The 14299-nt window shown below is 66.6% G+C and carries 11 protein-coding genes and 1 pseudogene; 4 read left to right on the top strand and 8 right to left on the bottom strand.

Annotation, left to right across the window (positions count from 1 at the left end; translation table 11 throughout):
- Nucleotides 1-2: 2 nt before the first annotated feature.
- Both hisC and ACFJGT_RS03615 read right to left on the bottom strand, forming a co-directional pair.
- Nucleotides 3-1103: a histidinol-phosphate transaminase gene (gene hisC, locus ACFJGT_RS03620; RefSeq protein WP_377848913.1), complete on the bottom strand. Its 1101-nt coding sequence runs from the start codon at nt 1101-1103 to the stop codon at nt 3-5.
- Nucleotides 1104-1135: 32 nt separating this feature from the next.
- Nucleotides 1136-1969, bottom strand: coding sequence for a chorismate mutase (locus tag ACFJGT_RS03615; protein WP_377845956.1), 834 nt, complete (start codon nt 1967-1969; stop codon nt 1136-1138).
- 169 nt (nt 1970-2138) lie between these two features.
- Here ACFJGT_RS03615 and ACFJGT_RS03610 point away from each other — a divergent pair, with 169 nt between their 5' ends.
- Both ACFJGT_RS03610 and metW read left to right on the top strand, forming a co-directional pair.
- Nucleotides 2139-3308: a homoserine O-acetyltransferase gene (locus ACFJGT_RS03610; RefSeq protein WP_377845954.1), complete on the top strand. Its 1170-nt coding sequence runs from the start codon at nt 2139-2141 to the stop codon at nt 3306-3308.
- A gap of 3 nt (nt 3309-3311) precedes the next feature.
- The gene (gene metW / locus ACFJGT_RS03605; protein ID WP_377845951.1) at nt 3312-3935 is read left to right on the top strand and encodes a methionine biosynthesis protein MetW; all 624 of its coding nucleotides are present in this window, start codon (nt 3312-3314) and stop codon (nt 3933-3935) included.
- Nucleotides 3936-4107: 172 nt separating this feature from the next.
- Here metW and clpB read toward each other — a convergent pair whose 3' ends face one another.
- Complete coding sequence (gene clpB, locus ACFJGT_RS03600; RefSeq protein ID WP_377845949.1) at nt 4108-6726, bottom strand: ATP-dependent chaperone ClpB; 2619 nt, start codon at nt 6724-6726, stop codon at nt 4108-4110.
- Nucleotides 6727-6900: 174 nt separating this feature from the next.
- Between clpB and ACFJGT_RS03595 the strand changes: the two genes are divergently transcribed.
- Both ACFJGT_RS03595 and ACFJGT_RS03590 read left to right on the top strand, forming a co-directional pair.
- The gene (locus ACFJGT_RS03595) at nt 6901-7218 is read left to right on the top strand and encodes a DUF2293 domain-containing protein (protein WP_377845947.1); all 318 of its coding nucleotides are present in this window, start codon (nt 6901-6903) and stop codon (nt 7216-7218) included.
- Between the two features lie 80 nt (nt 7219-7298).
- Nucleotides 7299-8084, top strand: coding sequence for an MOSC domain-containing protein (locus ACFJGT_RS03590; protein ID WP_377845945.1), 786 nt, complete (start codon nt 7299-7301; stop codon nt 8082-8084).
- Nucleotides 8085-8154: 70 nt separating this feature from the next.
- Here ACFJGT_RS03590 and ACFJGT_RS03585 read toward each other — a convergent pair whose 3' ends face one another.
- From ACFJGT_RS03585 to ptsP, 5 genes and pseudogenes are all read right to left on the bottom strand, one after another.
- Nucleotides 8155-9168, bottom strand: a complete 1014-nt coding sequence (locus ACFJGT_RS03585) for a DUF4167 domain-containing protein (protein WP_377845943.1) — start codon at nt 9166-9168, stop codon at nt 8155-8157.
- A gap of 406 nt (nt 9169-9574) precedes the next feature.
- Entirely contained in the window at nt 9575-10465 is an 891-nt protein-coding gene (prmC, locus tag ACFJGT_RS03580; RefSeq protein WP_377848912.1) for a peptide chain release factor N(5)-glutamine methyltransferase, read from the bottom strand.
- 14 nt (nt 10466-10479) lie between these two features.
- Nucleotides 10480-10728: a hypothetical protein gene (locus ACFJGT_RS03575; RefSeq protein WP_377849084.1), complete on the bottom strand. Its 249-nt coding sequence runs from the start codon at nt 10726-10728 to the stop codon at nt 10480-10482.
- Nucleotides 10729-10802: 74 nt separating this feature from the next.
- Nucleotides 10803-11889, bottom strand: a pseudogene (gene prfA, locus ACFJGT_RS03570) (peptide chain release factor 1).
- Between the two features lie 56 nt (nt 11890-11945).
- The gene (gene ptsP, locus ACFJGT_RS03565; RefSeq protein WP_377845941.1) at nt 11946-14213 is read right to left on the bottom strand and encodes a phosphoenolpyruvate--protein phosphotransferase; all 2268 of its coding nucleotides are present in this window, start codon (nt 14211-14213) and stop codon (nt 11946-11948) included.
- Nucleotides 14214-14299: the final 86 nt, after the last annotated feature.

Below are 14299 nucleotides of genomic sequence, written 5' to 3'. Positions count from 1 at the left end.
GCTCATGCCTTGAGGAAATCGGCGAGCGCGGCAACGACGAGGCGGTTCGCCTCCTCGGAGCCGATGGTCATGCGCAGCGCGTCCGGCAGGCCGTAGCCACCGACGGCACGCAGGATCAGGCCGCGCTGGGTCAGGAATGCATCGGCGTCCTTGGCGGTCTTGCCGGGCGTCCTGGTGAAATGGATCAGCACGAAATTGCCAACCGACGGGGTGACGGTCAGGCCGAGCTTCTCCAGCTCCGCCGTCGTCCAGGCGAGCCATTTTTCGTTGTGCTCAAGGGCGGCAGAGACATGAGCGTCGTCGGCCACAGCGGCGGCACCGGCCTCGATCGCGGCGCCGTTGACGTTGAAGGGGCCGCGGATCCGCTCCAGCGCATCGATGATATGAGCCGGAGCATACATCCAGCCGATGCGCAGATTGGCGAGGCCGTAGATCTTCGAGAAGGTGCGGGTCATCACCACATTCTCGCTCTCGGCGACGAGCTCGATGCCGGAAGCGTAGTCGTTGCGGCGGACATATTCGGCATAGGCCGCGTCGAGCACGAGCAGGACATGCGGCGGCAGGCCGGCCTGCAGGCGCTTGACCTCGTCGAAGGGCAGATAGGTGCCGGTCGGGTTGTTGGGGTTGGCGAGGAAGACGATCTTCGTTTTCGGCGTCACCGCCGCGAGGATGCCGTCGACATCGGCCGTGTAGTTCTTCTCGGGCACGACGACCGGCTTGCCGCCCATGGCGAGGATGGCGATGCGGTAAACCAGGAAGCCGTACTGGCTGTAGATGCCCTCGTCGCCCGCGCCGAGATAGGCCTTGGTGACGAGCTCCAGCAGCTCATCCGAGCCGTTGCCGCAGATGATCCGCGCGGGATCGAGGCCGTAGCGGCCGGCGATCGCCTGCTTGAGCTTGGTCGACGTGCCGTCGGGATAAAGCTCCAGCTTGGCGGCGAGGCCCTCGAAGGCGGCGATCGCCTTCGGGCTCGGGCCGAGCGGCGTTTCGTTGGAGGAGAGCTTGTGCAGCTTCACGCCGGCGGGCGCGGCGGATTTGCCGGGAACATAGGCCTCGATATCGAGGACGCCGGGACGCGGGACAGGACGGGTCGCCATGACGATTGACCTTGCAGCAGGGAGCGATGCGAGCCCGTTCAGCGGGCGGATTTGACGGAGAAGCGGGCGGCGTGGCTGCCGATCTCGGCGAAGTCGCTGAGACCCGCCGGCACGAGGGCTTGCCGGATCGCGGCCTGATCGACCTCGCCGGAGGCCGCTACCAGCAGCGAGAGATGCGAGCCGTCTGCAGCCGAGGCCGAGACCTCGGCCAGATGCTCGGCGAGGCCGTGCCGCAAGCCTTCAGACCAGCGCTCGACGCGGGCGGCGTAGAGCACGATCTCGCGAACGGCGGCGTCCGCCAGCGGCTTGGCGATGCAGTAGACCGGCGTTCCCGCGGGATGGTTCGGGCGCTCGACGAAAGGCAGCCGCGCGATGATCTTCGGCGCATCGGCCCCGATCAGGTCGCGCCACCAGATGCCGGCGCTGGCGCCCTGGTCCATGCGGAAGATGCCGAGATCACCGGCCGATTCCGCGACCGCGCCGATGACGGAGCGCGCATCCTCATGCGGGATGTAGGGCACTGTGAAGCCGAAATGGAAGCGGGCGGAATCGCGCATCGCCGCATCGCCGCCGGAGGTGTCGGCATGAACCGAATAATTCGCCTGAACATAGGTGAAGGTGGCGATGATGATGCGCCAGACGCTCTCGACCGTATCGAGCGGCAAGAGGCCCTTATGGCTCAGCGCGAGGCGCTTCATGATGTCGGCCTCGCGGCCGGGGCGGAAGGCGGAGCCGGAGGCCTGCGTCTTCTTGATCGAGATCAGCGTTTCGATGACCTGCGAGCGCTCCATCAGCAGCGCATGCATCGCGCTGTCGATGCGGTCGATTTCACCGCGCAGGTCGGCGAGAGACGTGGGGGCGGCTTCGGTCATGGCAACGCGCTTTCCGGCAAGGCCACGCTCCTTAGCGCTCCCGCCGCGCCTTGGCAAAGCCGGCAGCGCAGTCCCGCGTTGACAGAAGCGCTCCGGCGCGGCATCGCTAGAGTTCGATTTTCCGAACGCCTGGACCGGCAAGACAAATCCTACTGCCGAAGCGGACGACATGAGCGATCTCTCCCCCAGCCTGGCCGATCCGCAAAAGGAAGCGAACGAACCTTCCAGCCCGGTCGCGCGCTTCGGGCCCGATACGCCCTTGCTGATGGATTGCGGCATCGTGCTCGACCACTGGCAGATCGCCTACCAGACCTATGGCACGTTGAATGAAGAGAAATCGAACGCGATTCTGGTCTGCCATGCCTTGACCGGCGACCAGTATGTCGCGAGCCGCAACCCGATCACCGGCAAGGGCGGCTGGTGGACGGCGATGATCGGGCCGGGCAAGCCTGTCGATACCGACCGCTTCTTCGTGATCTGCGCCAATGTGATCGGCGGCTGCACGGGCACGACGGGGCCGGCCTCGACCAACCCGGCGACGGGCAAGCCGTGGGGCCTGTCCTTCCCGGTCGTGACCATCCGCGACATGGTGCGGGCGCAGGCCGCACTCGTCGACTCGCTGGGCATCGAGACGCTGTTCTGCGTTGCGGGCGGCTCGATGGGCGGCATGCAGGTGCTGCAATGGGCGGCGAGCTATCCCAACCGCGTCTTCTCGGCGCTGCCACTCGCAACCGGCGCGAAGCACTCGGCCCAGAACATCGCCTTCCACGAGGTCGGCAGGCAGGCGGTGATGGCCGACCCGGAATGGCGGCGCGGCCGCTACCTCGAAGAGGGCACGCGGCCCGCAAAGGGGCTGTCGGTCGCGCGGATGGGCGCGCATATCACCTATCTCTCGGAGCAGGCGCTGCACCGCAAGTTCGGCCGCAAATTGCAGGACCGGGAGGCGCCGACCTTCTCCTTCGACGCGGACTTTCAGGTCGAGAGTTATCTTCGCCACCAGGGGCTGAGCTTCGTCGAGCGCTTCGACGCCAATTCCTATCTCTACGTGACGCGGGCGATGGATTATTTCGACCTCGCCGCCGATCATGACGGCGTGCTGGCGCGGGCCTTCACGGGCACCAAGACGCGCTTCTGCGTGGCCTCCTTCACCTCGGACTGGCTGTTCCCGACAACGGATTCGCGCGCGATCGTGCATGCGCTGAACGCGGCGGGCGCCTCGGTCTCCTTCGTCGAGCTGGAAAGCGACAAGGGCCACGACGCCTTCCTGCTGGAAGAGCCCAACCTCTTTGCCACGACGCGCGGCTTCATCGGCGCGGCGGCACGGGCGCGCGGACTTTAGACCATGGCCTTCAGCGACAACCAGACCAACCGCATCGACCTCAAGCTCGTCGCCGAGATGGTGCAGCCCGGCACGCGCGTGCTCGATGTCGGCTGCGGCGACGGTGCACTGCTCGCGCTTCTGGCCGAGAGCCGGCAAGTCGATGCGCGCGGCATCGAATTGTCGCGCGAGGGCGTGGCCGATTGCGTGGCGCGCGGGCTTTCGGTGATCCAGGGAGACGCCGATACCGATCTCGGCGATTACCCGGACGATAGCTTCGACTACGTGATCCTCTCCCAGACGATCCAGGCGACGCGCAATCCCCGCCTCGTGCTGGAGCAGATGCTACGCATCGGCCGGCACGCCATCGTCTCCTTCCCGAATTTCGGGCATTGGCGGATGCGCTCGCAGGTGTTCTTCCAGGGGCGGATGCCGGTGACGGATTCCCTGCCCTATGCCTGGTGGGACACGCCCAACATCCATTTCTGCACGATCCGCGACTTCGTGACCCTGTGCGACCAGATCGGCGCCAGGAAGGAGCGCGCGGTCGCGCTCGACGCCGCAGGCGGCAAGGTCGGCGTCAAAGCGCCGTGGTGGTTCTGGAACCTGTTCGGCGCGCAGGCGGTGTTTCTGTTGAAGCGGGGCTAAGTCGCCGCGGACGCCTTCCCTTCTCCCCTCGGGGGAGAAGGTGGCGGCGCGAAGCGCTCACGGATGAGGGCAGCGCTTCGATCAAAAGAAAAGGGCCGCTTGCGCGACCCTTCCCTCATCCGTCTGCTTCGCAGACGCCTTCTACCCCGGAGGGAGAAGGAAGCCATCCGCATCAGTTCAGCGCGACACCAACCGGCCGCTTCTCCTTCACGGTGGGAACCGAACCCAGCATCAGCGAGCCCGGGCCGACGGTGATCGGCACGTCCTCGCCGTCGACGATCTCGCCCGCGAGGATCGCCTCGGCCAGCGGGTCCTGCACCGATTTCTGGATCACGCGCTTCAGCGGGCGCGCGCCATAGGCGGGGTCGTAGCCCTTCTCCGCCAGCCACTCGCGCGCCTCCTTCGAGAGCTCGAGCGTGATCTTGCGATCGGTCAGCAGCTTCGCGAGCCGAGCCATCTGGATATCGACGATCGCGCCCATGTCCTGCCGCCGCAGGCGGTGGAACAGGATGATGTCGTCGATCCGGTTCAGGAACTCGGGCCGGAAGGCGTGGCGGACCACGCCCATGACCTCGTCGCGAACCGCATCGCTGTCCTGCCCCTCGGGCTGGTTCACCAGGAACTCCGAACCAAGGTTCGAGGTCATGATGATCAGCACGTTGCGGAAATCGACGGTGCGGCCCTGGCCATCGGTCAGGCGGCCGTCGTCGAGCACCTGCAGCAGGACGTTGAACACGTCCGGATGCGCCTTCTCGACCTCGTCGAACAGCACGACCTGATAAGGCCGCCGCCGCACGGCCTCCGTCAAGGCGCCGCCCTCCTCATAGCCGACATAGCCGGGAGGCGCGCCGATCAGCCGAGCGACCGAGTGCTTCTCCATGTACTCGGACATGTCGATGCGCACGAGCGCTGTGTCGTCGTCGAAGAGGAACGAGGCCAAAGCCTTGGTCAATTCGGTCTTGCCGACGCCGGTGGGGCCGAGGAACATGAAGGAGCCGATCGGGCGGTTCGGGTCCTGCAGGCCGGCGCGGGCGCGACGGACCGCGGTCGAGACCGCCTCCACCGCTTCGCGCTGGCCGACGACGCGGGAGGCCAGAACATCCTCCATGCGGAGCAGCTTCTCCTTCTCGCCTTGGAGCATCCGATCGACCGGCACGCCGGTCCAGCGGCTGACGACCTGCGCGACATGGTCCGGCGTCACCGCCTCCTCGACCATGCCGGCGCTGTCGCCCTTCTCCTCGATCTCGGCCAGGCGCTTCTCGAGCTGCGGGATCTCGCCATAAGCGAGCTCGCCCGCCCGCTGGTACTCGCCCTTGCGCTGCGCCTGGGCGAGTTCGTTGCGGGCATTGTCGAGCTTGGTCTTGATCTCCGCGGCCGCGCCCAGCTTGTCCTTCTCGGCCTTCCACTTGGTCGTGATGGTGTCGGAGCGCGTCTCGAGGTCGGCCAGTTCGGATTCGAGCCGCTTCAGCCGCTCCTTCGAGCCGGCATCGCTCTCCTTCTTGAGCGCCTCCTGCTCGATCTTGAGACGGACAATCTCGCGATCGATCGAATCCAGCTCCTCAGGCTTGGAATCGACCTGCATACGCAGCCGTGCCCCGGCCTCGTCGACGAGGTCGATCGCCTTGTCGGGCAGGAAGCGGTCGGTGATGTAGCGGTTCGACAGGGTCGCAGCCGAGACCAGCGCCGAATCCGTGATGCGGACGCGGTGATGCTGCTCGTATTTCTCCTTGAGGCCGCGCAGGATCGAGATGGTGTCCTCGACCGTCGGCTCGTCGACGAAGACCGGCTGGAAGCGCCGCGCCAGCGCCGCGTCCTTCTCGACATATTTGCGGTACTCGTCGAGCGTGGTCGCGCCGACGCAGTGCAGTTCGCCGCGCGCGAGCGCCGGCTTCAGCAGGTTCGACGCATCCATCGCGCCATCGGTCTTGCCCGCACCGACCAGGGTATGCATCTCGTCGATGAACAGGATGACGCCGCCATCCGAGGAGGAGACCTCGGTCAGCACGGCCTTCAGCCGCTCCTCGAACTCGCCGCGATATTTCGCGCCGGCGATGAGCGAGCCCATGTCGAGCGCGAGCAGTTCCTTGTCCTTCAGGCTCTCGGGCACGTCGCCATTGACGATGCGCAGCGCGAGGCCCTCGGCGATGGCGGTCTTGCCGACGCCGGGTTCGCCGATCAGGACGGGATTGTTCTTGGTCCGGCGCGAGAGAACCTGAATCGTGCGGCGGATCTCCTCGTCACGGCCGATGACCGGGTCGAGCTTGCCCTCACGCGCCGCGGCGGTGAGGTCGCGGGCGTATTTCTTCAGCGCGTCATAGGCCTGTTCGGCCGACGCGGAATCGGCGGTGCGGCCCTTGCGGATCGCCTCGATCGCGGCATTCAGCGCCTGCGGCGTCACGCCGGCCTTGGAGAGCGCCTTGCCGGCATCGGTATCCTTCTCGATCGCCAGCGCGAGCAAGAGCCGCTCGACCGTGACGAAGCTATCGCCGGCCTTCTCCGCCGCCTTCTCGGCGGTGTCGAAGACGCGGGCGAGGCCCGGCGTCAGGTTGAGCCCGCCCGAGCCGCCCGAGACCTTCGGGAGCTTCGCCAGCGCCTGGTCGACAGCCTGCAAGGCGACGCGCGACTGGCCGCCGGCCCGGTCGATGAGACCGGCCGCCATGCCCTCGTTGTCGTCGAGCAAGGCCTTCAGAAGATGCTCGGGGGTGAACTGCTGGTTGCCCTCGCGCAAGGCGATCGTCTGCGCCGCCTGGAGGAAACCCTTCGCCCGATCCGTATATTTCTCGATGTTCATTCAGATATCTCCGCCCGCAGGCCGCGCCCCGTAGCGACGTGAACCTGCTGCCCTTTCGTCAGGATGGAGCGCCCAATGGGCCGCCCCTCGCCCTCCAAGATAGTGTGGCTTTCACGCAACGGAAGAGGCCCGGCCCAGAATTGACCTGGCGCAAGCGGCAGGCACAGATCGGGCATGGCCGGGACCAAGCGACAGCAGGCGATTCGGAAAGCGCTGAGGGCGCAGGCGCCGGGCATTCCGCTCTCGGATGCCGAGGCGGTGGTCACGCTGGCAGAACGGCGCCACATGAAGGACCTGCCGCCCTCGACCGCGCTGTGGCTCGCGCTCGGCAGCCATGTCCGCCATGTCCATACCGATTACGAACGCCTCCTGGGCGAAGGCTACGACCGCGACGCCGCCCGTTTCTTCGTCGCCGAAGACACCGACGCCGTGCTCGCCGGCTGGGGCTGCCAGCGCTCGGTGAGCGACAGCGAGGACGACGCATCCGATTGATGGAAACGGATACAAGATTTGATCTGTCAGGATCGGTCGACAAGGCTATGGTCCGCGACCTTGCCTGAACGGACCCGACCATGCGCATCGAAACGCTCTATCGCTATCCTGTGAAGGGGCTCTCGCCGGAACGGCTCAAGCGCGCCGCGCTTTCGACCGGGAGCTATTTCCCCGGCGATCGGCTCTTCGCCATCGAGAACGGTCCGTCGAGCTTCGATGCGGCCGAGCCCGTGCACCAGCCCAAGATCAAGTACCTGATGCTGATGCGCAACGAGTCGCTCGCCCGGCTGAAGACGCGCTATGACGATGCCAGCGGCGATCTCGTCATCCGTGAAGACGGGCGGGAGGTGCTGCGCGCGGCGACCGCCAGCGACGAGGGCCATGCCGCGATTACCAGCTTCTTCTCCGGCTTCATGCCCGAGGAATTGCGCGGCGAGCCCAAGTTGCTGACGGCACCGCCGAGCTATCGGTTCACCGATTCGCGCTCGGGCTTCGTCTCGATCATCAACCTCGCCAGCGTCGCCGACCTCGAAGCGCGCCTGGGCCAGCCGGTCGACCCCTTGCGCTTCCGCGGCAACCTGATGGTCAGCGGTCTCGCGCCCTGGGTCGAGAACGAGCTCGTCGACCGCGAGTTGACCGGCCCCGGCGGCCTGCGCCTGCAGGTGATCAAGCGGATCGAGCGCTGCGCGGCGACCAATGTCGACCCCGAGACCGGCGCGCGCGACATGCAGATCCCGAAGGCGCTGATGAAGAATTACGGCCATGTCGATTGCGGCATCTATTGCCGCGTGCTCGCCGATGGCGCGCTCGGCGAAGGCGACAGCCTGACGGCCGCGGACGCGCCGGCCGAACTCGGCATCGCCTGATACTCAGCAGGCAATGAAAAAGGGCCCGAAAGGGCCCTTTTTCATATCCAATCGCCGATCCGAAAACGGCTTACTCGGCCGAGCCGTCCGTTTCCGAACCCAACGCATCCATGACCTCGCGCGGCGAGCGGCGGCGGCGGGTACGCTTGGGCGCAGCCTCATCCCCGGCCGGTTCAGCCGAAGCTGCAGCCGGCTCAGCGGCGGGGGCCTCGACCGGCTCCGACGCGGGAACACGCACGGGGTTGGTCAGGAAGGACGGCAGCGCGGCGGCGACGTCATCATTCGCATCGGCCTCGACCTCGCGCTCGCGGCGCGGACGACGCTCACGCTGGGGACGCTCGCTGCGCTCGGGACGCGGCTCGAAGCGGCGCTGTTCGCCCTGGGCCTGCTCGGGAGCCGCCTCGACGGCGCCACCCTCGCTGACCGGGATGTCGGAACGCGGCGCATCGGGACGCGGCGCATAGCCGCCGGGAGCACCCTGACCGCCTTCGGCATTGCGGTCGAAACGGCGCTCGCCGCGATCCTGGCGATCGAAGCGGCGCTCGCTGTTGTTGCTGTTGCGGTCGTTGTTGAAGCGCTCGCGACGGCCCTGGCGGTCGAAACGCTGGCCGCCCTGCTGCTGGCCCTCGCCGCCTTCGCCCTCAGGGCGCTGACCGCCGCCATGGCCGTTATAGCCATTGACGTTGGCGTTGGCATAGCCGTTGGAGCGCATCTCCGGCTGCGGCCCGGTGCCGGGCTGGAAGGACTGGCCGTCCTCGTCGCCCTCTTCCTCACCGTCATCCGCGTCTTCGACGAAGGCGCGATTCGGCGGGAAGGAATGACCGAATTGCTGAGCCATCTGCTCCTGCGCCGCGAGCAGGATGCGATAGTAATGTTCGGCGAACTGGAAATAGCTCTCGGCAGCAACGGTATCGCCCGAAGACTGGGCATCACGCGCAAGCTGAAGATACTTCTCCGCAACGTGCTGCGCCGTGCCGCGAACCTTTACGTCCGGACCGTTGGATTCGTAGCTACGCTGCAACGGGTTGGGAGATTTGCGATTGCCGTTATTGTTGCCGCCGCCGCTATTATTACGGCCGCGCATACGCCGGTTCTGACCTGGTCTCATTCGCGTCTGTCTCGCGCTTCTATGTTCAAAGCAACCGTGGTGCCGTCATGCGCGTTGCGAAGCACAGCGGGTTGCGACGCTGTGTCGGACGAAGGTGACCTGAAGGGGCGATCCGCCGTTCCTGGTCTTCACGCGCTCTTTTCCAAAAAAGGGGGTTTCAACCCCATGAGCCGATCGGCGCCACGCGCCTTCGGGGCTCCATCCGGCTTATCAGTTGCATCGTCTCGGGAACACGCCCGCAAACAATGCCGAACTCGAGCAAATCCTGTAAAATCGGGAACTGCCCAGAGGCCCGGCTCTGACGCCACCAGCTTCGGCTGGGTGTTGCATAGCTGCTTTTGGCTGCTTCTCCAAGCGAAATCGACCAAAAGCCTGTGCATTATCAAGCGAGCGTGAAGATCAACGCCCGCTCATGCCCACCCAGATCGTTGCGGCTGCCACGGAATTCAAACCCTCCCGCCCGCATCAGCGCGACGACATCCGGCCCTTGCCCCGCGCCGATCTCGAAGACGATGACGCCGCCGGGCGTCAGCAGGGGCGGCAGGGTCGACGCGAAGAACCGATAGGGTCCAAGCCCGTCGGCGCCACCGTCGAGCGCCAGCAACGGATCATGCTCGCGCACCTCGACGGAGAGCGTCGCGATCTCGGCCGAGGGGATATAGGGGGGGTTTGAGACGATGAGGTCGAAACGGCCGGTCAGGCCTTCGGTCCAGCTGCCCTGCCGGAATGTTGCGCGGTCATCGACGCCGTTGAGCGCGGCGTTCCCGGCCGCCGTGCGGCAGGCTTCATCGGACAGGTCGATGCCGAGGCCGCGCGCGCGCTGCAGTTCGCTGAGCAGCGCGATCAGCAGGCAGCCGGTGCCGGTCCCGAGATCGAGCAACTCCAGTTTCTCGTCACGGCGCCCGGCAAACTGCGCGAGAGCGGTCTCCACGATCGTCTCGCTGTCGGGCCGCGGCTCCAGCGTCGCCCGCGACAGTCGGAACGGCAGCCCCCAGAACTCGCGCTCTCCAAGGATGCGCCAGACCGGCTCTCCGGCGACACGGCGCGCCGAAAAATCGTCCAGCCGGGCGAGCGCCTCGGCGCTCAAGACCATGGTGGGATCGAGATGCTCTGCGCCGAGGCTCCCTTCGACCAGCAGCCGCGCATCTAGGCCCGGACTGGCCGAGCCCGCGCGCAGGAACCTTTGCGCAAGCAGGCGCCGCGCCTCCCTGACGGTCGACGCGGCGCCCTCCCCTCGTGCGTTTCCAGCAAAGCCCGTGACGGGCTCCGCAATTTCCGAAACGAGACCTAGTTGCCGTTCATCTTCAGATCCATGCAGGTCCGCATCTTCTTGTTGATCGCGGCCTTGCTTTCGCGGGTGCCAGCCATCTCCATCCGGCAGGCCTTGCGGGCCTGCGACTGCGTCATCGCGCCCTGCAGCGCGGCCGGCTGGCCCGACGTGATCTTCTTGAAAGTGCGCTCCTGAGCCTGCGAGACGCCGCTCATCGCCAGCGCCATCAGACCGGTCACAGCTATCGTCGAAAACATCTTGATCATGAGAGGGTCCCCCCTTGCCTGGTGTCGATAGCTCATCAACGCGGGACGGGGGTTTTGGTTTCATCGCCCGTGCCTCACGCCATGCCTTCGGCGGACAGCAGCTTCGCCTGCTGTTCGGCCGTGAGCGCGTCGATGATCTCGTCGAGGACGAGGCCCTGCATCATCTCGTCGAGTTTGTAGAGCGTCAGGTTGATGCGGTGATCGGTGACGCGCCCTTGCGGGAAGTTATAGGTGCGGATGCGTTCCGAGCGATCACCCGAGCCGACCTGCGAACGCCGGTCGGCCGAGCGCTCGGCATCGATGCGCAGGCGCTCCATGTCGAAGAGTTTTGCGCGCAGCAATTCGTAGGCGCGCGCCTTGTTCTTGTGCTGGGAGCGCTCGTCCTGGACCAGCACGACGGTGTTGGTCGGGATATGGGTGAGGCGCACCGCCGATTCCGTCTTGTTGACGTGCTGGCCGCCGGCGCCGCCGGAACGCAGGGTGTCGGTGCGGATGTCGGCCTCGTTGAGGGTAACATCGACATCGGTGGCCAGCGGCAGCGTCGCGACCGTCGCGGCGGAGGTATGGATGCGCCCGCTCGCCTCCGTATCCGGCACGCGCTGGACGCGATGGACGCCGGATTCGAATTTCAGCCTGGCATAGACGCCGCGGCCGTTGATCTCGGCGACAAGCTCCTTGTAGCCCCCCATCGTTCCCCTCGCTCTCCGAGAGGACATCGACGCTCCAGCCCTTCTGGGCGGCGTGGCGCTGGTACATGCGCCAGAGGTCGCCGGCGAAGAGCGAGGCTTCGTCGCCGCCGGTGCCGGCCCTGATTTCCAGAATGACGCCGCGCTCGTCGGCGGCATCCTTCGGCAGCAAGGCGACGAGGATCTCGCGGGCACGCGCCTCGATCTCGACGCGAGCCGCGTCGCGCTCCTCATAGGCGAGATCGCGGAAATCAGGGTCGGTCGCGGGATCGGCGATCAGCGCCTCGGCCTCCTCCAGCGAAGCCTGTGCCTGCCGCCAGGAGGCGATCGCCGCGACCACGGGATCGAGCTCCGCCAGTTCCTTGGCCAACTCGACGGTGCGCGCCGCCTCGGTCGCATGGTTGATCTCGTCGGTCGCGGCGGCATGGCGCGCCACGATGACATCGAGACGATCCTGGGGGAGCTGGAGAGACATCAATTGAACTCTTGGAACGAAGAGGAAAAGCGGCAGCGACGGCGCAGGCAGCGTCGCTAGACCGGGACCTTGAACTCGGTCGCGAAAGCGGCGAGCTGCGGACGCAGATTGGTGACGCCTTCCGGCGAGGCCAGCATCCAGTCCATGCGTTCGCGCAGCTTAGCCGTATCAAGCGCCCGCAGCATCGCCTTGACCGGTCCGATCGAAGCCGCCGACATCGAGAAGCCGCGATAGCCCAGGCCGATCAGCGCCATGGTCTCCAGCGGCTTGCCACCCATCTCGCCGCAGACGGTGACCGGGCAGCCGGTCTCGGCGGCTGCCTCGACGATGCGCCGGAGCGCCCGAAGCGGACCGACGCCAAGCGGATCGAAGCGGTCGGCGACGCGCTTATTCTCGCGATCGGCGGCGAAGAGGAACTGCATGAGGTCGTTGGTGCCGATCGACAGGAAATCGGCTTCGCGCGCGATCTCCGGCAATTCGAAGAGCAGCGAGGGCACCTCAACCATGACGCCGACCCTGAGATCGCGCGGCGGCGTGACGCCTTGCTTCTCCAGCATCACCTGCTCGCGCCGGATGATCATGCGGGCGCGGCGGAACTCATCGGTGGTCGCGACCATCGGCAGCATGATCTTGAGATCGCGACCAGCGCCCGCCCGCAGCATCGCGCGCACCTGCGCACGCAGCAGCCGCGGCTTGTCGAGGCCGATGCGGATCGCGCGCCAGCCGAGCGCCGGATTTTCCTCCTCGACGCGCTCCATATAGGGCAGCACCTTGTCGCCGCCGATATCGAGCGTGCGGAAGGTGACCGGCAGGTCCGCTGCCGCTTCCAGCACGGCCGCATAGAGCGCCTGCTGCTCGGCGGTGGTCGGCATGTGCTGCGCCACCATGAACTGCAATTCGGTGCGGAACAGGCCGATGCCGGCGGCAGCGGTCGCCTCGATATTCGGCATGTCGACGATCAAGCCGGCATTGATCTGCAGGGTGATATCGACGCCGTCGCGGGTGACGGCCGGAAGTTCCTTGAGCTTCTGATACTGCTTCTGCTTGCGGGCGCGCAGCCGCGCCTTGTCCTTATAGGCGTTCTCGACATCGGGCTGCGGGCGGATCTGCACCTCGCCCGCCTGGCCATCGACGATGATGGCATCGCCCCCCTCGATCAGCGCGGTGGCGTTGACGACCTCGCCAACGGCGGGGATGCCGAGCGCGCGGGCGACGATGGCGATATGACTGGTCGGTCCGCCTTCCTCCAGCACGAGCCCGCGCAGGTGAGCTCGGTCGTAGTCGAGCAGTGCCGCCGGCCCCATCGAGCGGGCGACGAGGATGGCGTTCTCCGGCAGGTTCTCGCGGGCGACGCCATTGGCCTTGCCGACCAGCGTTCGCAGCAGCCGGTTCGCGAGATCGTCGAGATCATGCAGCCGCTCGCGCAGATAGGGGTCGGTCTGGCGCAGCATCTTGGCGCGGGTGTCGGACTGGACGCGCTCGACCGCCGCCTCGGCGGTGAGGCCGGTCATCACGACCTCGCGCATGCGGCGCAGCCAGCCCTGATCATGGGCGAACATGCGGAAGGTCTCGAGCACGTCGCGATGCTCGCCGGTATGAGCGACGTCGCCGCGCTCGACCAGTTCGTCGATCGAGGCACGCATCTCGCCGATCGCGGCTTCGAGGCGCCCGACCTCGGCCGCGGGGTTCTCGGCGATGAGATTGGTGATCGCGACGCGCGGCTCGTGCAGCACGGCATGGCCGAGGCCGACGCCGTCGGCCAGCGCCACGCCGATGCCGTGGATCGGCCGATCGAGGCCGATCGAGGCGCCGGGCGCCGCCAGGGATTTCAGTCCGCCGGCCGCGATCATCTCCGCCATCAGCATGGCGGTGGTCTGGAGGCTCTCGACCTCTTCCTCGGAATAGAGCCGCGACGCCCGGTTCTGGATGACGAGCACGCCCATGACAGCGCCGCCGCGCAGGATCGGCACGCCGAGGAAAGAACGATAGACCTCTTCGCCCGTCTCCGGACGGTAGGAGAAGGAGGGATGCGCCTGCGCATCCGACAGCGCCAGAGGCTCGGCCTCGCTCGCGATCAGGCCGACGAGACCCTCGCCCGCACGCATGGTGGTAAGGTGGACGGCCTCGCGGTTGAGGCCTTCTGTGGCGTAGAGTTCGAGAGAGCCGTCCTCGCGCAGGACATAGACGGAGCAGACTTCGGCGACGAGATTGCCGGCGATCAGCACGACGAGCCGATCCAACCGCTCCTGCGGGCTGATCGATGCCGCCATAACCTCGCGGAGACGGCGCAACAGAACGCCCGGTCCTCCGAGAGCGCCTCGCATCGATCTCAGCCCTCCGCCCGCCTCCTCAGCCATCGATGATACGATGCCTGTCCAGACCTGAGTCGCCCACTCCGATCATGCTGCCT

Origin of the sequence: Allobosea sp. UC22_33 (assembly GCF_042700715.1) — a bacterium.
Taxonomy (GTDB): domain Bacteria; phylum Pseudomonadota; class Alphaproteobacteria; order Rhizobiales; family Beijerinckiaceae; genus Allobosea.
Note: the sequence above shows the minus strand (reverse complement) of the source record. Positions and strands in the feature narration are given on the sequence as shown.

Coding starts and splice junctions, on each gene's coding strand:
- ACFJGT_RS03615 (WP_377845956.1), bottom strand. CDS start 1,969: ATGACCGAAGCCGCCCCCACGTCTCTCGCCGACCTGCGCGGTGAAATC.
- ACFJGT_RS03610 (WP_377845954.1), top strand. CDS start 2,139: ATGAGCGATCTCTCCCCCAGCCTGGCCGATCCGCAAAAGGAAGCGAAC.
- metW (WP_377845951.1), top strand. CDS start 3,312: ATGGCCTTCAGCGACAACCAGACCAACCGCATCGACCTCAAGCTCGTC.
- clpB (WP_377845949.1), bottom strand. CDS start 6,726: ATGAACATCGAGAAATATACGGATCGGGCGAAGGGTTTCCTCCAGGCG.
- ACFJGT_RS03595 (WP_377845947.1), top strand. CDS start 6,901: ATGGCCGGGACCAAGCGACAGCAGGCGATTCGGAAAGCGCTGAGGGCG.
- ACFJGT_RS03590 (WP_377845945.1), top strand. CDS start 7,299: ATGCGCATCGAAACGCTCTATCGCTATCCTGTGAAGGGGCTCTCGCCG.
- ACFJGT_RS03585 (WP_377845943.1), bottom strand. CDS start 9,168: ATGCGCGGCCGTAATAATAGCGGCGGCGGCAACAATAACGGCAATCGC.
- ACFJGT_RS03575 (WP_377849084.1), bottom strand. CDS start 10,728: ATGATCAAGATGTTTTCGACGATAGCTGTGACCGGTCTGATGGCGCTG.
- ptsP (WP_377845941.1), bottom strand. CDS start 14,213: ATGCGAGGCGCTCTCGGAGGACCGGGCGTTCTGTTGCGCCGTCTCCGC.